This is a genomic window from Streptomyces sp. NPDC012835 (genome assembly GCF_042900885.1).
Taxonomy (GTDB): domain Bacteria; phylum Actinomycetota; class Actinomycetes; order Streptomycetales; family Streptomycetaceae; genus Streptomyces.
The window spans coordinates 464837-483627 of the sequence record NZ_JBIBBW010000001.1; the positions used below are offsets into that span (position 1 = coordinate 464837).

The following is an 18791-nucleotide window of genomic DNA, read 5'->3' on the forward strand; positions in this document are numbered from 1 at the left end:
CGGCTCAGGAGGCCAGGGCGAAGACGACCCACGAGAAGAGGAATCCGACCACACCGATCAGCGTCTTGATCACCGTCCAGGTGCGGAACGTGGTGGGGATGTCCATCCCGAGCAGCTTGCCGAAGAGCCAGAAGCTGGCGTCGTTGACATGCGGAACGACCGCCGAACCGCCGGCCAGGGCGAGCACCGTCGCGGCCGTCTGCACGGGATTGAGTCCGGCCGCGAGGACCGAGGCGCTGAGCAGCCCGGCCGAGGTGGTGATGGCGACGGTGGCGGTGCCCAGCGCGATCCGCAGGATCGCGGCGACGACGAACGTCGAGGCGATCAGGGGCAGTCCGGTGTCGCGCAGGGTGTCCGCCAGCGCGTCGCCGATGCCGCTGGTCACCAGCACACTGCCGAACATGCCGCCGGCCCCGGTGATCAGGATGACCGGCGCGATCGGTTTGAGGGCGTTGTCGTACAGGTCCTCCAGGAAGTCCCTGCCGCGTCCGCGCCGGGTGCCGAGCACGTACGACGCGGTGATCACGGTGATCAGCAGGGCCACCGGGGTGCTGCCCAGCACGCGCAGCACGTCGACCCACCCGAGGTCCCCGGCCAGCGCCCCGGTGTCCACCGCCGTACGCAGGCCGGTGTTGAGGAAGATCAGTGCGAGCGGGAGCAGCAGCAGGAGCAGGACGGTCGTCGCCTTCGGCGGGACGGTGTCGTCGGTGTCGCCGTCGGATTCCTTCCGCGGTCCTCCGGTGAGGAGTTCGGGCACCGGCAGGACGATCCGGCCGCCGATCCAGATCCCGTACAGATAGCCCGATATGTACCAGGTGGGGCCGGCGATGAGCACACCCAGCAGCACCACGAGGCCGACATCAGCGCCGAGGAAGACCGTGGCCGCCACCGCGCCCGGATGCGGCGGCAGGAAGATGTGCGCCGTCGACAGCGCCGCAGCGGCGGGCAGCGCGTAGCGCAGCACACCGCCACCGAGGCGCCGGGCCACCGCGAAGACGATGGGCAGCATGACCATCATCGCCGCGTCGAAGAAGATGGGGAAGCCGAACAGCAGCGACGCCACCCCCAGAGCCAGGGGCGCCCGTTTCTCGCCGAACAGCCGGATCATGGTGTCGGACAGGGCCTGGGCACCGCCGCTGATCTCGACGATCCGGGCGAACATCACACCGAATCCGACCAGCAGGGCGACTTCGCCCAGGGTCCCGCCGAACCCGTCGATCAGGACGTCGACTATCTCGTCCGTGGGTACGCGCGCGGCGAACGCGGTCGCCAGACTCACCAGCGGCAGGACGATCAGCGGATGGATCCTCACCCTGATGATGAGGAACAACAGGGCCAGAACGGCGACCCCCGCTATCAGCAGGAGCGGCAGTGTGCCCAGGGTGGACTGCACTTCTTCGGTCTTCATGTTCGGTGGTGTCGCCTTCCCACGGAAGTCGGTGATTCGGGGAAGGGCGTTCACTGAACGACCGGACCCGCACGCGCACAGACTCTCGCCGAAGGAAGTGAGCCGGGTCACTCTTGCGCAGGTAGCGCTCTTATTGATCGTTGTGTTCGCGGCTCGGTCGTTGTGTTCACGGGCGCGCGGGGGCCCGGTCGGGGTGTCGCGTGGCGTCCGTGATCCGGTCGATCCGGTAGTAGCGCGCGACACACTTCGCCGGCCACTCCTTGCGCCCGTGGTCGGCGAACGGCTCCCCCATCCCGCTGATCGGCAGCGGCCGGTACGGGAGGACCCGCGCGCCGAGCGCCGCACGGGACCGCAGCCACCGGTCCTGGCGGTCCCAGTCGTGCGCCCTCGTCCGCATCTCCCCTCCCAGGCGGACCAGGGGGACGGCGAGGGCCACGCACACGACACCGCACACCACGGCGCCGGTCGCCCGCAGCGCTGCCGTACGCCGCTCCCGCCGGCGCGGCACCCCGCCGAGCACGGCGCCGGCGCCGACGAGCAGCGCGATGTACAGCAGGAGGTAGTCGTTCCACGTCCGGCTGACGCCCGCCACCTCGGCGCCGAAGACGGGGTGGGCCAGGAGAGTGCAGAGCCAGCCGGAGACCAGCAGGGCGAGGACGCCGGCCCCGAACAGCAGGGCCCGGCGCGGGGGTCCGGCCGGCGGACGGCCGTCGGCTCCCCGGGCGAGCAGGCCGAGCAGCAGGCCCGCGGCGACCGCACCCAGGTACTGCCAGGTGGTGAGCAGGGTGGCGAGGATGTGTGCGAAGGCACGCAGGGATTCGGCCAGCGACTCCGGCGCGAGCAGGGACGCGCCCCGCGCCCCGTAGCGTTCGCGGCGGATCCGTGAGCCGGGGGAGGTCAGGAGCACGAGAGCGCCGGCCGCGGTGCCGAGCACGCCGGCCGCGCACCAGATCCGTACGTGGGCCCTGCGGCGCCCGGTGAGAAGCAGGTGGCCGACCGCGAGGGCGCACACGAGGGTCACGCACACGACGACCGAGACGCCTTCGGAGAGGGTGCCCGTCACCGCTCCCGCCACGAACACCGCCGCCACGGCCCACTTCCCGGCCGCCCGTGAGCGGGCCCGCAGCAGGGGGATCAGCGCCGCGCAGGCGAGCGCGGGAGCGACGGTGTGCGAGACGGACGAGGCGGGCCAGTAGAACGTCTTGTACGTGTTGGGCGTCGCGAGGAGGAACACCGCGGCGACCATGGCCGCCACGAGCAGCGGTACCCCGCGCGGGGCTGTCAGCCGGGCCCTGTCCAGCGCCGCGACGGTCACGGCCCACAGCACGCCCAGCACGAGCACGGCGCTGATCAGCGCGTACCACTGGTGCCCCGCGACGCCGAACTTCGCGTAGAGGCCGGTCAGCACACCGTTGGCGATCCGTCCGTTGTCCGTGAGGTAGAACTTCCCCACCAGCCCGGAGACACCTTCGTCACGCACCACGGGCAGGAAGCACCAGTCGTCCGCGCCAGGGCGTACCCAGCGCCCGTACCACGCGGCCGCACCCAGCAGGCCGAGCGGCAGGAGCGCGAGCGCCGCCGGCCAGGACGCCGTCCGGTCCCGCGCCCGCCGCTCAGACGGCATCGGATTCGTCCGCCGGCTGTACGGGACGGTCCGGGGCGGCCCCGGCGGCCGGAGCGGCGGCGAGCGCACCGGAGGTGATGGCCCAGCGGGCGAGCAGGAACGAGAAGGGGGTGACGAGAACCCCGGCGGCCACGGCGGCGAGGTTCTTGTCCATGCCGAGCGCGCTGACGCCGAGGTAGAGAAGGCCGCCGGCGGCGACGAGATTGAAGACGCTGGAGAGCGGATAGCGCAGGAAGGCGCGCCAGGTCGGCCTGGTCCGGCAGGTGATGTACGTGTTGAGGAAGAAGGACACCACCACGCTCACCAGATAGCCCAGACAGTGGGCTGCCAGGTACGGGACCGACGTGTTCAGCGAGGCGTAGACCAGCAGATAGACGGCCGTGTTGACGAATCCGACGGACACGAAGAAGGCGAACTGCCGCAGGGTACGGGTACGCGCGGGCGTCCGGCGCCGGCGGAAAGCGCCGCCTCGGGCGCGGCCCGCTCCGAGTGCCCTCAGCCCGCCGAGGCGTGGTGTCACCGGCCGGAGCGGGAGCGACGGACGGGACGCTTCGGTCTCCCGGACCACGTAGTGCGGCCGGTGTTTGGTCTCGTGGTAGATGCGCCCCACGTATTCGCCGACGACACCGAGTGTGGCGAGCTGGATTCCGGCGAGTGCGACGACGGCCGTCAGCAGGGTCGCGTAGCCGGGGACGGCGGCTCCGTTCAGCGCGACGTCCACGATGATCCACAGCGCGTAGGCGAGCGCCGACAGGACGAACCAGAGGCCGGCGTGGATGGCCAGACGCAGCGGACGGCTGTTGAAGGAGAGCACTCCGTCGATTCCGTAGTTGAGCAGCCTTCTGCCGCCCCACTTCGACGCCCCGGCCGCCCGTTCACGGCTCCGGTAGGTGAAGCCGATCGTGTCGAAGCCGATCCAGGAGAAGATGCCCTTGGAGAAGCGGTTGCTCTCGGGCAGTGCGAGCACGCTGTCCACCGCGCGCCGGGACAGCAGCCGGAAATCCCCTGATCCGTCGATGACTTCGACGTCCACGCAGTGCCGTACCACCCGGTAGTAGGTGCGGCTGAGTACGGAGCGCAGCGCGCCCTCGCCCGTACGGTCCCGCCGGGCGATCACCTGGTCGTAGCCGTGCCGGTGCAGCTCGATCATGCGGGGAAGGAGTTCGGGCGGGTGCTGGAGGTCGGCGTCCATGAGGATCACCGCGCCTCCCGCGGACATCCGCAGCCCGGCGAGCATGGCCGCTTCCTTGCCGAAATTCCGGCTGAAGGCGAGATACCGGACACGCCCGTCCGCCGCGGCGAGCCGGCTCAGCAGCTCTCTCGTCCGGTCGCCGCTGCCGTCGTCCACGTAGCAGATCTCGAACGTCTGGCGGGTGGGTTCCATGGCCTGGAGCAGTGCGGCGTGGAAGGTCTCGATCACCTCCGCCTCGTTGAAACACGGCACGACGACTGATACCTGAAGGGCCGTCATCCTGCTCCCTTCCCACCGCTTTTCCCCCGTCCCTCCATCATGGCGGTGTCCGGGCCGCGGGCCGGGCCGACCGACAGAGCAGCGGGATTAAAGATCGGCTTTTCACACTTCCGGAGGAACGGCACAGCGGCGCCGCCGGCCCCACCGCCCGCCGGTCCGTTGAATGGGCGGGCACCGACCGCATCGCGACGGCGTAAGGGGTACGGTGATGACCGGACGCGGGGCACCGCGAGGCGCCCGGCGTCCGGTGAATCAGCTCACGCACCACCGGAAAGGAGACGGCATGTCATCGAAGCGTCGCCGTAAGAAGAAGGCACGTCGCAAGAACGGCGCCAACCACGGCAGCCGCCCCCAGTCCTGAACGACCGGGTCAGCCGCACCGCGCGGGGTGAACTCCGGTCCGCGGCCGAGGCCGTACCGGACCGCGAGAAGTGCCCCGCCGGGTGAGCCGGCGGCGACCGCGCCCCCTTCCTCCCGGGAAGGGGGCGCGGCCATGCCCGGGAACCGGACCATCCGGGCCACCAGGACCAATCGCTCAATCTCCGCGCATGAAATGACTTTGCCGAGAATTCTTCGCCGATTTTCAACAGCGAGTGGTAACTCTGTTGAATGTTTGGCAACGGATGCTCTTGAACCGGCCAATGAAAATGCGTCAGAGTTCCGTTGCGGCGCCGGGGAAACCCGGCACCGCCAGACGGCGGCCACCCTGTGCGATCGGCTTTTCCGGGCCAGCGCACTCCCCCCATGCACGGCCGTCCGCTCTGTGAACGGAAGGAATACCGTGCGAATATCGCGGAACATTCTCGCAGCCACGGCCGTCGGCGCTCTCCTCGCCGTCACCGCCGCCTCCGGCGCTCAGGCCGCCGGTCGGTCCGCCGACCGCTACGATCCGGCGATGGTCAAGGCCCTGGCCACCACCCTCGGGGTCAGCGAGCAGGCGGCCGCCGCGCGGCTCGACCGCCAGGCGGCGCAGCAGGACAGACTCGCCGCGCTGGACAAGAGCGGCGTCCCGACGGACGGCGCCTTCTTCGACAAGGCGGGCACGCTCGTCGTCAACGCGACCGGCGCCAAGGCCGAGCAGCGCATCGAGGACTCCGGTCTGACCCCGCGTGTGGCCGACCACGGACAGACCGCGCTCGACCGGATCAAGGCCGAGCTGGACGCCAAGGCGCTCAAGCAGGCTCCGGCCGGCGTCAACGCCTGGTCGGTGGATCTCGCCTCCGACACCGTCACGGTGGAGGTCAACGACGCCAGGAGCGCGGCGGCCACGTCGTTCCTCAAGGCCGCCCGTGCCCACGGCGACGCCGTCCGAGTGGTGGAGGACCAGCAGAAGCTCAGCACCCAGGCCGTGGTCAGCCCGGGCGACGAGATGTCGTTCAACGGCTATGTCTGCTCGGTCGGTTACGGCGCCAGCGACTCGTCCGGCAAGCAGTACCTCGTCACGGCGGGCCACTGCATCGAGGACCTGCCCGTGCTGTCGTACAAGGGCACGCGCTTCGCCGAGGGAACCGACTCCCGGTTCGCCGTCGGCAGCCGCAGCGTCGACATGGGCATCGCCGCCCTCGACTCGGGCAGCTCCATCGCGACGCAGGTCGGGACGTACGGCAGCGCCGGCACCGTCGCCGTCCAGGGCAGCACGCGGGCCGCGGCCGGCGCCGACCTGTGCAAGTCGGGCCGTACCACCTTCTGGACCTGCGGCAAGGTCAACTCCTACAACGTGACCGTCACCTACTCCGACGCCAACGGCGGCCCCGACACCGTCGTCACCGGACTGGGCAGCTCCTCGGTCTGCACCGAGGGCGGTGACAGCGGAGGCGCGTACATCTCGGGCAACCAGGCCCAGGGCATGACCTCGGGCGGCCCGTCCGCGCAGCAGTGCAGCGGCAGTGTGAACTCGCCGGGTTCCTCCTACTTCCAGCCGCTGGACGACGCCCTCTCGCACTACCAGCTCACGCTGAACACCAACTGATCGCCCCTCCCCCCACCGGATGACGGGGGCCGCTCATCGGATACGGTGAGTGGCCCCCGTCCTTCGACCGTTCCGTTACCGGCCCGCCGGAGACCGCCCGGGCCCCGCTCGTCCGAGCCCACCCCCCTCGTCCGAGCCGGCCGCCTCCGGCCGGCGCCCGGAGGGGAGGAGAACCCGTGCACCAGAACCCCGTGCACCAGGAGGGCCGCCGAGACGGCGCCGCCCCCTCCTTCGACCGCACCGCCGACGCGCCGCCGTCGGACACCACCTTCGCCCTGGTCTTCCAGCAGGCCATCAAGAGCCGCGGCCTGTCCCTGGACCGGGTGCGCAACCGGCTCGCCGAGCAGGGCATACGGATCAGCCTGACCACCCTCAGCTACTGGCAGCGCGGGCGCAGCGAGCCCGAACGGGCCGGATCGCTGCGCGCCGTCGATGCGCTGGAGCACATCCTCGCGCTGCCGACCGGCGCGCTCCGCTCGCTGATCGGCCCCTACCGGCCGCGCGGGCGGGTCGCGTCGCAGGCCCACGATCTGCGTACCTCGCACCGGGTGTTCGGGGAGAACTCGCTGGCCGAACAGATCCTCGGCGACGACTTCGGCTCGCTGAACGAGGACATCGCCACCCTGAGTATCCACGAGACCGTCACCATCGACGAGAACCGGCGGCTCAGCTCCATCGCCATCCAGCAGGTGCTGCGTGCCACGCGCGAGGGCGCGGACCGGCTGACCGCCGTGCACACCTTCGACAGCGGGGCGCGCGCGGTGCGCACCACCGTGCGCTGCGGAGTCCAGGGCCGGGTCCGGTTCCTGCCCGAGGTGAGCACCGCCGTGATCGACATAGAGTTCGGCAGAAAGCTGGCGAAGAACGAGACGGCGGTCATCGACTACACCATCTCCGTCGATCCGGGCGACGGCCGCGACGACCACTACGAGCGCCGGACCCGCGTGCGGCTGCGCGAATATCTGCTGCACATCTACTTCCACCCGGCGGCCCTGCCGGTGGTCGGTCACCGCTACTACCGCGAGCGCTCCGGTGCGGACAGGAGCTACAACCACCGGGTCGTCCTCGACGCGTCGCACACGGTCCACGCGGCGGCGGGCAGATGCCCCGCCGGCATCCACGGCATCTCCTGGGAGTGGCCGCGGGCCGACGGGGCCTGACTCCGGCGGGTCCGTCAGCAGTTCTTGTAGTCGGCCCTCGGGTTGTTGTACGAGCAGGTGTCGACCTTGGCGCCGGACGCCTTGCGCAGCGTCGCGGTGTCCTTGTCGTTGTTCCACACGTAGGCGCCGCGGTTCTGGTAGCGGTTGGCCGCCGTGTCCTTGCCCTTGCCGGTGCGTATGGTCACCGTCTTGCCCTTGCCGAGGCTGTACTTACCGAAGGTGTACGTGTGCCTCGACGCGTCGGTCAGGGTCCAGCCCTTGAGGTTCACGGCCTTCGACGTGGTGTTCCTGATCCGCACCCATTCGGCGTTGAGGCTCGCGTTGGAGCGGTTGTCCGGCCCCGGGCTGTTGTAGTAGATCTTGTGCAGGTGCACCGAGCCGGCGGCGGCCTGCGCCGGGCCGGGCAGCAGGACCGGGCCGGCGAAAGCTACCGCGACGGCGGCGGCGGCGAGTGTGCGGGTGTGACGCATGCGTAATCCCCATGTTCGGGCCGAGCACCCCCCAATGGCAGCTCGGCAGACGCACATAATAGGGATAACGCAGGTCCCGGTGGACGCCCGTTACCGAACGCGGACATCGGCGGGATCAGCGGTTGAGGCCGCTGACCGCCCCGGCCGTCGCGGAGATGCCGTTCGCGATGGACGGCGCCATGCTCGTACCCGCGAGGAAGAACCCGAGCAGGACGCAGACCAGCGCGTGCGAGAGCTTGAGCCCTCCGCTGCGCAGGAAGACCACCGCGAGAATCACCAGAAGCAGCAGCACTGAGATGGAAATGGCCACGGACAACCTCCTCCGCCGCACCGTTGTGCGCGGCATTCGGCCGCCAGTGTGGCGGAGGAGACGGTCCGTACAGCCGACTGGCGTGTCCGCCGTACGGGTGGTTCGGTCCGGGGACGGGCTCGGGGGCCGCCGTACGAGTGCCGCACGGGCGCCGTCCGCGCGGCGCCGGGCCCCCGGGGCCGGGGGCTCTATCCGGGGGCGGGCAGGTCGGCGAGCACGGCCAGCGCCTCCTTGTGCCGGCCCGTCGAACCGAACGCCGTGGCATCGGACTTGGCACGTTTGAGTGCGAGGTGCGCGGGGTGCTCCCAGGTCATTCCGATACCGCCGTGCAACTGGACGCACTCCTCGGCCGCGTGGACCGCGACGGGGCCGCAGTACGCCTGGGCGAGCGCGACCGCGAGCGGAGCGTCCGGGCTGCCGGTCGCCAGCGCGTCGGCCGCGGCCCGGGCGGCGGCGCGGGCCGAGGCGACCTCCAGCCACAGCTGGGCCATCCGGTGCTTGAGCGCCTGGAAGGAACCGACGGGGCGGTTGAACTGGTACCGGTCCTTGGTGTGCCGGACGCTCTCCTCCAGACACCATTCCGCGACGCCGAGCTGTTCCGAGGCGAGCAGCCCCGCCCCGGTCAGCAGTCCCGCCCGTACGGCACTCTCCGCCACCGGAGGCGCGGCGATCCGCAGTCCGGCGCCCGGATCGACGGTGACGGTGGCGAGCGGCCGGGTCAGGTCGAGCGGGGTGAGCGGCTCGACGGTGACGGCGGACGAGGCCGTCTCGACCGCGTACAGGCCGTCCTGACGGAGCGTCAGCAGCACATCGGCCCGTACGGCGTCGGCCACACCGCGTATCGTGTCGGCTCCGGTGGGCAGCGGACCGTCCGGAGCGGTGCCGAGCGGCAGCGCGAGCACCGCGACCTTGTGGCCGCGCGCGAGCGCCGTGAGCAGCCCGGCGATGTCCGGGCTGTCGGAGTCACAGGCGAGCAGCGTCGTGGTCGCCACCACCGAACTGGTGAGACAGGGCGCGGGTGTGACGGCCCGGCCCAGTTCCTCCAGTACGACGGCCGCCTCGCGAGGGCCCGCGCCCTGGCCGCCGAGGCTTTCCGGGACGAGCAGTCCGGCCACGCCGATGCCGACGAGCGAACTCCACAGCGCGGGGTCGTACGGGTCGCCCGACTCGGCGCGCGCGAGCGCCGCCGGGAGGTCGGCGCGGGCGGTGAGCGATGCCCGCACCGCCGCGCGCAGGTCGTCCTCCGGCTCGGAGTAGAGCAGATCGGAGGGTGTGCTCATCGGGCGAGGTCCTTCCAGGCGACGTCCTTGTCGTCACGCGGCTCCGCGGGCAGCCCGAGAACGCGTTCGGCGACGATGTTCAGCAGTACCTCGCTCGTACCGCCCTCGATGGAGTTGCCCTTCGAGCGCAGATAGCGGTAGCCGGCGTCACGGCCGGTGAAGTCGACCCGCTCGGGCCGGCGCATGGTCCAGTCGGAGTACAACAGGCCCTCGTCACCGAGGAGTTCCACTTCCAGGCCGCTGATCTCCTGGTTGAGCCGGGCGAAGGAGAGCTTCAGCCCGCTGCCTTCGGGGCCCGGCTGTCCGGCTGCGAGCTGCTGGCGCACCCGCTCCGCCGTGAGCCGGGCCACCTCGGCCTCCACCCAGAGGGTGAGCAGGCGTTGACGCAGTTCGTGGGTGCGCAGCTCCGGCCGTTCGCGCCAGGTGCGGGCGAGGGTGCCGATCATGCCGCCCTCGCGCGGGAGGCCGCCGCCGCCGATGGAGACCCGCTCGTTCATCAGGGTCGTACGGGCGACCTGCCAGCCCTCGCCGACACCGCCGAGGCGGTGTGCGTCGGGGATGCGCACATCGGTCAGGAACACCTCGTTGAACTCGGCCTCGCCGGTGAGCTGGCGCAGTGGCCGTACGTCCACCCCCGGGTCGGTCATGTCGCAGAGGAAGTAGGTGATTCCCCGGTGCTTGGGCAGGTCGGGGTCGGTGCGGGCGACGAGGATGGCCCAGCGGGCGAGATGCGCGCTGGAGGTCCACACCTTCTGCCCGTTGACGATCCAGTCGCCGGAGGTGTCCTCGCGTACGGCGCGGGTCGCCAGCGCCGCGAGGTCGGAGCCCGCGCCCGGCTCGCTGAACAGCTGGCACCACACCTCGTCGCCGACCCACAGGGGCCGCAGGAAACGCTCCTTCTGCTCCTGGGTGCCGAACCGCAGGATGGTCGGGGCGGCCATGCCGAGGCCGATCCCGATGCGGCGCGGATCGTTGCCGGGGGCGCCCGCCGCCGCCAGTTCGGCGTCCACGACGCTCTGGAGGGAGCGCGGCGCGTCGAGGCCGCCCAGGCCCGGCGGATAGTGCACCCAGGCCAGGCCGGCGTCGAAGCGGGCTCGGAGGAAGTCGCCCCTGTCGGTGCGGGACGGCGGGTGGGCGGCGAGCAACTCGGCCGTCCGGGCCCGCAGTTCGGTGGCGTCGGTCATCGGCGCTCGCCCTGCGGGAGGACAACGGAGCGGCCGGTGGTGACGCCGTCGGCGACGCGCTGCACGGCGTCGGCGGCGCCCTTCATCGCCACCCGCTCCCCGATGAGCGGCCTGATGGCGCCCCGGTCGGCGAGAGCGGTCAGTTCCCGGTGACAACGGGCCACCGCCGCCGGGTCCTTGGTGGCGTAGAGGCCCCAATGCAGGCCCAGGATCGAGTAGTTCTTCACCAGTGCGTGGTTGAGGGCCGGGCTGGGGACGGTGCCGCCGGCGAAGCCCACGACCACGATCCGCCCCTCGAAGGCGACACACTTCGCGGACTTGGCGTAGGCGTCGCCGCCCACCGGGTCGTAGACGACGTCCGCGCCGCGGCCTCCGGTGGCCTCCTTGACGGCCGCGACGATGTCGTCGCCATGCCGGTCGATCACCAGGTCGCAGCCCAGCTCCCGGGCGACCCCGGCCTTGTCCGCGCCGCCGACCACGCCGATGACGGTGGCCCCTGCGGCCTTGCCGAGCTGTACGGCCGCGCTGCCGACGCCGCCGGCCGCCGCGTGGACGAGCAGGGTCTCCCCCGGCTGGAGCCGGGCCCGCCGGTGCAGCCCGAACCACCCGGTCTGGTAGCCGATGTGCAGGGCGGCGGCCTCGGCGTCGTCCAGCGCGTCCGGGGCGGGCAGCAGCGCCGCCGCTTCGGCGACGACGTACTCGGCGAGACCGCCGTTCGGCAGGGCGGGGGTGGCGATGACCCGCCGGCCGTCCTCGGTCTCGCCGCAGATCTCGACACCGGGGGTGAAGGGCAGCGGCGGGCGGACCTGGTACTGGCCCCGGCAGAGCAGCGCGTCGGGGAAGTTGATGTTCGCCGCCCTCACCCGCAGGGAAACCTGCCCGTCCGCTGCGACCGGGCGATCCACCTCCTCCAGCCGCATCACCTCGCTCGGCTCGCCGTTCCGGTGCACTCGCCATGCCTGCATTGGGTGCCTCCACACACGATGGACAGTACGCGCGCATACTAAGCGGTCGCTTGTGTCTCTGCACAGTCGATCCGGTGGATGACCGAGCTGGCCCGGCGGCTTCGGCCCGCTCCGAGACCATCCCGGCACCGCCCCTGTCGGTCCGCGCCGGATTGGCAACCCCTCGCCGGGCGGGCAGGGTGGAGACCGGCGGCCGGGCTCCCGGCAGCCGATGGCCGCAGAGGGCGCCGGAGGACCGCGGGCCGTCGATGCGGGCCGTCGATGCGGACCGTTCGGGAGGACGCATGACCTCATGGCTGGCACCGGCGGACGTGAACACGGTCACCGGGTACCTCGACCTGGCCGGCGTGCTGGTGTGCGGCCTGCTCGGCGGTGCGGTCGCCCGGGCCGAGGGACTCGACCTCTTCGGCTACCTGGTCGTCGGTACGGTCTCCGGCCTCGGCGGCGGCATCATCCGCGACACACTGCTCCAGCGTGGTACCCCGGTGGCCCTCACCGACCCGGCCTATCTGCCCACCGCCTTCGCCGGGGCTCTCCTGGCCTTCCTCCTCGTCGTGGGCGAGGAGCAGTGGAACCGCATGTTCATCTGGCTGGACGCCGCCGTTCTGGGTTTCTGGTCCATCGCCGGCGCGCAGAAGACGCTGGCCGGCGGTCTCGGCTGGCTGCCCGCCGTACTGCTGGGCACCATCACGGCCGTGGGCGGCGGCGCGGTCCGTGACTTGCTGCTCCGCCGGGTACCGGCTGTACTGGGAGGAAACGGGCTTTACGCGACCGTCGCCGTCGTGGTGTCGGGCCTCTACATCCTGTGTGCCCGTACGGGCGTGCCCACCATCGGCATTGTCTGCGGAGTGCTCGGCGCGGTGCTGCTGCGCCTGATGGCCAACCGACACGGCTGGGCGCTCCCCGGCGGCCTTCCGCTGGAGCCCGCCGAAGCGGTGCGCAAGATGCGCGTCCGTTCCAGAGGCGGGCGCACCTCTCCCACCGACCTGGCAAGGAGTCACCGCATGACCGCTGACCGAGTACTGGAGGGCCTGGACGGGATCAGGTCCGAGATCGAGGACTTCTACCGGGACCTGCACGCGCACCCGGAGCTGGGACTCGCCGAGACCCGAACGTCGGCACGCGTGGCTGAACAGCTGCGCGACTGGGGCTACCGGGTGACCGACGGGATCGGCGGCACCGGAGTCGTCGGCGTCCTGGAACGCGGCGACGGCCCCACCGTGCTGCTCCGCGCCGACATGGACGCGCTGCCCGTGAAGGAGGCCACCGGGCTGTCCTACGCCTCGACGGTGACCACCACCGACCGGTCCGGTAACGAGGTGCCGGTCATGCACGCCTGCGGCCACGACGTCCACGTGTCCTGCATGCTGGGCTTCGCGCGCCTGATGGCCGAGGCCGAGGACGCGTGGCAGGGCACCTTGGTCGTGCTGTTCCAGCCCTCCGAGGAGAACGGCGACGGCGCGGAGGCGATGCTGTCCGACGGGCTGACAGACCGGATCCCGCGTCCGGACGTCGCTTTCGCCCAGCATGTGCTGCCCTACCCGGCCGGTTACGTCGGGGTGCGCCCCGGCGCGTTCCTCAGCGCCGCCGACAGCCTGCGGGTCACCCTGTACGGACGCGGGGCCCACGGCTCGAAGCCGCAGGCCGCCGTCGACCCCGTGGTGCTCGCGGCGATGTGTGTCGTACGACTGCAGACCATCGTCTCCCGCGAACTCGCGCCCACCACGGCCGCCGTGCTGACCGTCGGCAGCATCACGGCCGGATCGAGCCCCAACGTCATCCCGGAATCCGCCGTCATCGAACTGAACGTACGCAGTTACGACGACGCCACCCGCGAACGAGTCCTGGACGCCATTCGGCGCTGTGTCCGTGCCGAGTCCGAGGCGTCCGGGGCGCCGAAGGAACCGACCGTCGAGAAGCTGTCCGAGTTCCCTCCCACCCGCAACGACGCCGACGTGGCCAAGCGGCTGGACGAGGCGTTCCGGGCCCACTTCGGCGACCGCGCGGGTACCGCGGAACTACAGACCGCCAGCGAGGATTTCAGTGAGATCCCCGGAGCCCTGGGTGTTCCGTTCTGCTACTGGGCGATCGGGGGCGTCGACCCCGATCGCTATGCCGAGGCCAAGCGCAAGGGCACGGTCGACCAGGACATCCCCGTCAACCATTCGGCTGCTTTCGCCCCGGTGATCCAGCCCACTCTCGACACCGGCGTCTCCGCCCTGGTCGTGGCCGCGCTGGCCTGGCTGGACGTCCGCGACGCGTGACCGGGAGCGGGAGCGACTCCCCCCGAGGCGCGGGCCTGGCCGGGTTGGGCCGGCCAGGCCCGTGCGAGCGGACCTACTCGCGGCCCGCCGGCGTGACGCTCGTGGGCTCCTCCGGAAAGATCGGTACGGGCCTGATCCGGCGCAGATACGCCTCCGCCTGCCAGATCGCCTCACGGGCGGTGCGCTGCCCCATCAGTACGCACAGGGTGTACGCGATGTCCTCGAACCGGCCGCGTACGGTCTCGTCGAGGGGATCGGCGAGGACCAGCCGCTCCCAGGCCCGGTAACGGGCCAGCAGATCGGCGACCAGATGTCTGTTCGGCAGCAGCATGTCCACCACCTCCCGCTCGGATTCGGCGCGCTCCCGCCCGCCTCGTCGCACAGCGGAGCACCTGCCCCCGCGCCCCATTCTCCCCCCGGGGCCCCGGATCCGCGCGGTGAGCGCGGGCGGGGCCGGTGCGCGGGCCCGGGAGCGGGGAGCGCGGCGCGGCGGCGGACCCGCGCGCCTCAGCCCTCGCCGCGCGCGAGCGCCAGCAGCCGGTCCAGGACGCGCGGTCCGCCGGCCCGTACCCCGTCGTGCTCGAACTCGTCGGTCACCCAGGTGCGCAGCCCCCGGATCGCCCGCGCGGTACGCAGCGAGTGCTCCGTGTCGACGTACATGTCGTCGTGGTAGACGGCGGCGGCGACCGGCACCTCGTTGGCGGCGAGCCGGGCCGGGTCGTACAGCGCGGGCCAGTCGGTGCGGGCCGCGAGCAGTTCCGCGGTCTCGCGCAGCGGGGCGAGCGCGGGGTCGTTCACGAAGTGCCAGGGGTGGATGGACTCTCCGGTGAAGTACAACGGCCCCTCGTCGGCCAGGGTCTTCGCCGCGTCGAAGCGGGCGAACTCACCGCGCACCCGCTCGGCGGCCCACGCGGTCGGCCGGTCGGCCTGGCCGTAGATCGCCTCGTGCAGCACCGCGTACAGCGGATGCCCGGCGAACGAGAGCGCGGACGCCACGTTCTCCTGGAAGGCGTCGGAGAGGACCGGGCCCTTCGGCGTGCGGACGAAGGCGTTCTCCAGCAGGTGGTTCAGCTGGTGGCTGCCGTCACCGCCGCCGAGGAGGATGCCGAGCGACTGGAACGCCTCGGGGGTCAGGGTGTAGCCGCCCGGCAGCACCGGCCGGTGCTCCGCGACGTATCGCGCGATCCGGCGGGCCCGCCCGATGTCCTGCGGGTAACGGGCGTAGTGCGCCTCGACCTTGCGGGCGATCCGCGGATACGCGGCGCGGTAGACCTCGTCGGCCGTGGCGTCGAGCGAGGGCAGCCCGCCGGTGATCAGGACGGTGGCCAGGCCCTCGGGGGCGGCGCAGAGGTAGTGGGTGGCGCAGAAACCGCCGAAGCTCTGGCCCAGTACGGTCCAGGGGGCGCCGCCGGTCAGCAGCGGCCGGATGGTCTCGCAGTCGCGCACGATGGAGTCGGCGCGGAAGTGCGCCAGGTAGTCGGCCTGTTCCCGGGGGCCGCCGCGCAGCGGCAGTGTCTGCCGGTTGGCCGGGGTGGAGAGCCCGGTGCCGCGCTGGTCGAGCAGGAGCACCCGGAATTCCTGGAGGGCGCGGCCCAGCCATGCCTGCCGGCCGATGAATCTGCGTGCTCCGAAGCCGGGGCCGCCCTCCAGATAGACCAGCCAGGGCAGGTCGTCGCCCGCCCGGCCGGTCGCGACGGCCTCGCGCGCGTACAGCTCGATCCGCTCCCCGGCCGGATCGTCGTGATCCAGGGGGACCGTGAAGCTGTGGTCGGTGAGGACGACGCCGGGATGGCGATAGCTGGTCAAGAGGGGTTCCTTTCGCTACGGGCCCCCCGGCGGGGGCGGTCCGTGCCGGACAGTTCAGCACACCGGGCACGGGCCTCCCGAGCCCGCCCCGTACACCCGGACCCGGATATACGCACGGGGCACGCGTGGCGTTCAGCGCCCGGCCCCGAAGGGCCCGGTCGATCCCGGACAGTCCCGGTCCGCGTGCGCGCGGGGCGGGCGGCTCCTAGCGTGAGGTGATGATCCGGTTCGAGCGGGTGAGCAAGGTCTACCCGGACGGTACGACCGCTGTCGACGGGCTGTCCTTCGAGGTCGCCGCAGGTGAGCTGGTGACGCTGGTGGGGCCCTCCGGCTGCGGCAAGACGACCACCATGATGATGGTGAACCGGCTGATCGAGCCCACCTCCGGTCGGGTGTTCGTCGACGGGCAGGACATATCCGGGGTCGATCCGGTCCAGCTGCGCCGCCGGATCGGCTACGTCATCCAGCAGGTCGGGCTGTTCCCGCACCGTACGGTCCTCGAAAACACCGCGACCGTGCCGGCCCTGATCGGCTGGAAGCGGTCGAGAGCCCGGGCGCGGGCGGCGGAGCTGCTCGATCTGGTGGGGCTCGACCCGGCGACGTACGGTCCGCGCTATCCGGCGCAGTTGTCGGGCGGGCAGCGCCAGCGGGTGGGGGTGGCGCGCGCCCTGGCCGCCGATCCGCCGGTGCTGCTGATGGACGAGCCGTTCGGCGCGGTGGACCCGGTGGCACGCGAGCGGCTCCAGAACGAGTTCCTGACGCTCCAGGCGACGGTGCGCAAGACGGTGCTGCTGGTCACGCACGACATCGAGGAAGCGGTACGGATGGGGGACCGCATCGCCGTGTACGGGGAGGGGCGCATCGAGCAGTACGACAGCCCGGCCGCCGTCCTCGGCACCCCCGCCACCCCGTACGTGGCGCGGTTCGTCGGCGCCGACCGGGGGTTGAAACGGCTGTCGGTCACCGCGGTCGAGCGGGCCGACCTGGAGGAGCCGCCGGTCGCCAGGACCGAGGAACCGGCCGGGGAAGCGGCGCGCCGGCTGCGGGCGGAGGGCGCCCGGTGGGCGGTGGTGCTGAACGGCGACGGCGAACTCCACGGCTGGGTCTCCGCCGACGCGCTCGACAGTGCCGGGGACCGGGCCCGGCCTCCGGCACGGCCGGGGCGGGACGGACCGGCCCAGCCGCGCGTGGGCGACCTCGCCCGGCGGATGGAGGCGTGGGTGCCGCTCGGCTCGCCGTTGAAGCAGGCGTTCAGCGAGATGCTCCAGCACGACGCGGGCTGGGTGGCGGTCCTGGACGGGAGCCGCTTCGCGGGTGTACTGACCCCGGCGAAGCTCCACGAGGCGCTGCGCCGCTCGGTCGACGCGGACGCGCAGGGCATCGGGCGCGCGGAGGTCGACTTCGATTCGGTGTCGGACGCCTAGGGGCTGGCCCGTCATGCCCGGTGGATCAGCGCGCGGCGTCAGATGCGGTGCATCGCACGGCGCAGGAGCGTCCGCATACTGGATGTACGCGGTTGTTCCGGCAACGCGGCGAGGTGCCGTAGCTGTCGTCGCGCGCCCGCCGGGCATGACGACTGGCCCGCCTGGCGCGTGCGCCGGCGCGAAGTTCGCCCTGGAGGCGGTCAGCGACTCGCTCCGCCGGCAGGTCGCTGCGCTGGGCGTACAGGTGGTCGTGGCCGAGCCCGGCGTCGTCCGCACGGAGATGGCTGCCCGCGGGGTCGAGAGGCGAACGACCTGGCTGCCCGGATGACGCCGGATCAGGCGGCCGACGCGCGCCGAGCCCGCGGAGGTCCGGTCCGAGCGGCTTCCGATCGGCCCCTGGCGACTATCTGGCGTGGCCGGTGGACCGGCGCCAGAGGACGGTTGCGGTCGGCTGGGTGTGGTGTGGCGCCGTCTCTCCGCGTACCAGCGCGACGAGCCGGTGCATGGCCCGACGTCCGATTTCCTCGTAGTCGACCTCGACGGTGGTGAGGGTCGGTGACAGCCATGCGCCCACGGGGTTGTTGTCCCATCCGGTCACCACGATGTCGTTGGGGACGTTCCACCCGCGCTCTGTTGCTCCGCGCACCGCGGCGGCGGCGAGCAGGTCGTTCGCCGCCACGATCGCCGTCACGTCGGCGTCGGCGGGCAGCCCGAGGATCGCGTCGCGGCTGGTTTCCGGCAGCCAGTCGCCGCCGACGACTCCGACGGAGCGAAGGCCGAGCCGCTGGACGGTTTCGAGGTAGACCTGTTCGCGGGCGCGCGCCGTGGGATAGTTCCGGTCGCCTGCCACGTGCACGAAGCTCCCATGGCCTGCGGCGGCGAGTTCCTCGATGATCTTCGCGATCGCGGTGGCGTCGGCGAGTTCGCCCATGGCGCGCAGTTCCTCGTCGTACTCGGCGGCCACCACGACGGGGGCAGTGGTTTCGGGCCCGCCGTCGAGCAGGGGTGTCAGGGAGAGCACGCCCTCGTACATGCCGGACTCCGCGAGTTCCAGTACGCGGGCGGCGAGTACGGCCGCGGAGCCTTCGAGCGTGACGCCTTCGATCTGATAGCCGTGTGCGTGCGCCTTCTCGGTTGCGCCTGCGAGCATGCGAATGGCGCCCACTGCCTGACCGGCGGGCAGGAGGATGGCCAGGCGTCCGGTGCGGCGTGTCCGCATCGCGCGAGCGGCGAGGTTGGGCCGGTAGCCGAGTTCGTCGATGGCGGCGCTGATGCGCTCCTTGATCGTGTCGCGCACCCCCTGGCCGTCGTGGCGCAGGTAGCGCGAGACCGTGGTGTGCGAGACACCGGCGGTGCGCGCGATGTCGTAGATCGTGGTTCGTCGGGGTGGCGGCGTGGAAGTGGGCACGTCCCGATGATGGCACCCGGGCTTCGCTGAGGAGCCCTCACCCCGATC

General features: G+C 71.8%; 17 protein-coding genes and 1 pseudogene. 7 read left to right on the forward strand and 11 right to left on the reverse strand.

Going from position 1 to position 18791, the window contains the following annotated elements; translation table 11 throughout:
• Nucleotides 1-4: 4 nt before the first annotated feature.
• The 3 genes from ACFY6S_RS01895 to ACFY6S_RS01905 all read right to left on the reverse strand — a co-directional run bounded on the left by ACFY6S_RS01895 (nt 5) and on the right by ACFY6S_RS01905 (nt 4503).
• Nucleotides 5-1408 carry a GntP family permease gene (locus tag ACFY6S_RS01895; RefSeq protein WP_388829391.1) on the reverse strand — a complete coding sequence of 468 codons (1404 nt, stop codon included), beginning with the start codon at nt 1406-1408 and terminating at the stop codon, nt 5-7.
• Nucleotides 1409-1574: 166 nt separating this feature from the next.
• On the reverse strand, nt 1575-3032 hold the full coding sequence (locus ACFY6S_RS01900) for a DUF6056 family protein (protein ID WP_388829394.1): 1458 nt from the start codon (nt 3030-3032) through the stop codon (nt 1575-1577).
• Nucleotides 3022-4503 carry a glycosyltransferase gene (locus ACFY6S_RS01905; RefSeq protein ID WP_388829397.1) on the reverse strand — a complete coding sequence of 494 codons (1482 nt, stop codon included), beginning with the start codon at nt 4501-4503 and terminating at the stop codon, nt 3022-3024. The genes ACFY6S_RS01900 and ACFY6S_RS01905 overlap by 11 nt, the downstream gene beginning before the upstream one ends.
• Nucleotides 4504-4786: 283 nt before the next feature.
• On the opposite strand from ACFY6S_RS01905, the gene ACFY6S_RS01910 reads away from it, so the two are divergent.
• The 3 genes from ACFY6S_RS01910 (at nt 4787) to ACFY6S_RS01920 (ending at nt 7632) form a co-directional block, all read left to right on the forward strand.
• The gene (locus tag ACFY6S_RS01910) at nt 4787-4864 is read left to right on the forward strand and encodes a 50S ribosomal protein bL37 (protein ID WP_370443954.1); all 78 of its coding nucleotides are present in this window, start codon (nt 4787-4789) and stop codon (nt 4862-4864) included.
• Nucleotides 4865-5284: 420 nt separating this feature from the next.
• Nucleotides 5285-6472, forward strand: a complete 1188-nt coding sequence (locus tag ACFY6S_RS01915) for a S1 family peptidase (RefSeq protein WP_388829400.1) — start codon at nt 5285-5287, stop codon at nt 6470-6472.
• 176 nt (nt 6473-6648) lie between these two features.
• Entirely contained in the window at nt 6649-7632 is a 984-nt protein-coding gene (locus ACFY6S_RS01920) for an XRE family transcriptional regulator (protein WP_388829403.1), read from the forward strand.
• A 14-nt stretch (nt 7633-7646) separates the two neighbouring features.
• On the opposite strand, the gene ACFY6S_RS01925 is transcribed toward ACFY6S_RS01920, so the two are convergent.
• The 5 genes from ACFY6S_RS01925 to ACFY6S_RS01945 all read right to left on the reverse strand — a co-directional run bounded on the left by ACFY6S_RS01925 (nt 7647) and on the right by ACFY6S_RS01945 (nt 11841).
• Nucleotides 7647-8102 (reverse strand): lamin tail domain-containing protein, encoded by a 456-nt coding sequence (locus ACFY6S_RS01925; protein WP_388829406.1) that lies wholly within the window; start codon nt 8100-8102, stop codon nt 7647-7649.
• Between the two features lie 115 nt (nt 8103-8217).
• A complete protein-coding gene (locus ACFY6S_RS01930) occupies nt 8218-8412 on the reverse strand; it encodes a hypothetical protein (RefSeq protein ID WP_388829409.1) in 195 nt (64 codons plus the stop codon).
• 188 nt (nt 8413-8600) lie between these two features.
• Nucleotides 8601-9692, reverse strand: a complete 1092-nt coding sequence (locus tag ACFY6S_RS01935; protein ID WP_388829412.1) for an acyl-CoA dehydrogenase family protein — start codon at nt 9690-9692, stop codon at nt 8601-8603.
• Nucleotides 9689-10876 carry an acyl-CoA dehydrogenase family protein gene (locus tag ACFY6S_RS01940; protein WP_388829415.1) on the reverse strand — a complete coding sequence of 396 codons (1188 nt, stop codon included), beginning with the start codon at nt 10874-10876 and terminating at the stop codon, nt 9689-9691. Before ACFY6S_RS01940 ends, ACFY6S_RS01935 begins: the two co-directional genes overlap by 4 nt.
• Nucleotides 10873-11841: an NADPH:quinone oxidoreductase family protein gene (locus ACFY6S_RS01945; RefSeq protein WP_388829418.1), complete on the reverse strand. Its 969-nt coding sequence runs from the start codon at nt 11839-11841 to the stop codon at nt 10873-10875. The genes ACFY6S_RS01940 and ACFY6S_RS01945 overlap by 4 nt, the downstream gene beginning before the upstream one ends.
• A gap of 284 nt (nt 11842-12125) precedes the next feature.
• Between ACFY6S_RS01945 and ACFY6S_RS01950 the strand changes: the two are divergent.
• Nucleotides 12126-12641 (forward strand): annotated as a pseudogene (locus tag ACFY6S_RS01950) (trimeric intracellular cation channel family protein); the annotation flags it as partial.
• Between the two features lie 204 nt (nt 12642-12845).
• Nucleotides 12846-14105 (forward strand): amidohydrolase, encoded by a 1260-nt coding sequence (locus ACFY6S_RS01955; protein WP_388829727.1) that lies wholly within the window; start codon nt 12846-12848, stop codon nt 14103-14105.
• A 73-nt stretch (nt 14106-14178) separates the two neighbouring features.
• Here ACFY6S_RS01955 and ACFY6S_RS01960 read toward each other — a convergent pair whose 3' ends face one another.
• On the reverse strand, nt 14179-14487 hold the full coding sequence (locus tag ACFY6S_RS01960; protein ID WP_388829421.1) for a DUF5133 domain-containing protein: 309 nt from the start codon (nt 14485-14487) through the stop codon (nt 14179-14181).
• 125 nt (nt 14488-14612) lie between these two features.
• On the reverse strand, nt 14613-15911 hold the full coding sequence (locus tag ACFY6S_RS01965) for an alpha/beta fold hydrolase (RefSeq protein ID WP_388829424.1): 1299 nt from the start codon (nt 15909-15911) through the stop codon (nt 14613-14615).
• 218 nt (nt 15912-16129) lie between these two features.
• Between ACFY6S_RS01965 and ACFY6S_RS01970 the strand changes: the two genes are divergently transcribed.
• Together ACFY6S_RS01970 and ACFY6S_RS01975 are read left to right on the forward strand one after the other, a co-directional pair.
• On the forward strand, nt 16130-17335 hold the full coding sequence (locus tag ACFY6S_RS01970) for an ABC transporter ATP-binding protein (protein ID WP_388829427.1): 1206 nt from the start codon (nt 16130-16132) through the stop codon (nt 17333-17335).
• A 145-nt stretch (nt 17336-17480) separates the two neighbouring features.
• The gene (locus tag ACFY6S_RS01975) at nt 17481-17663 is read left to right on the forward strand and encodes an SDR family NAD(P)-dependent oxidoreductase (RefSeq protein WP_388829430.1); all 183 of its coding nucleotides are present in this window, start codon (nt 17481-17483) and stop codon (nt 17661-17663) included.
• A 75-nt stretch (nt 17664-17738) separates the two neighbouring features.
• Here the strand turns inward: ACFY6S_RS01975 and ACFY6S_RS01980 are convergent, their stop codons facing one another.
• Nucleotides 17739-18743 carry a LacI family DNA-binding transcriptional regulator gene (locus ACFY6S_RS01980; protein WP_388829433.1) on the reverse strand — a complete coding sequence of 335 codons (1005 nt, stop codon included), beginning with the start codon at nt 18741-18743 and terminating at the stop codon, nt 17739-17741.
• Nucleotides 18744-18791: the final 48 nt, after the last annotated feature.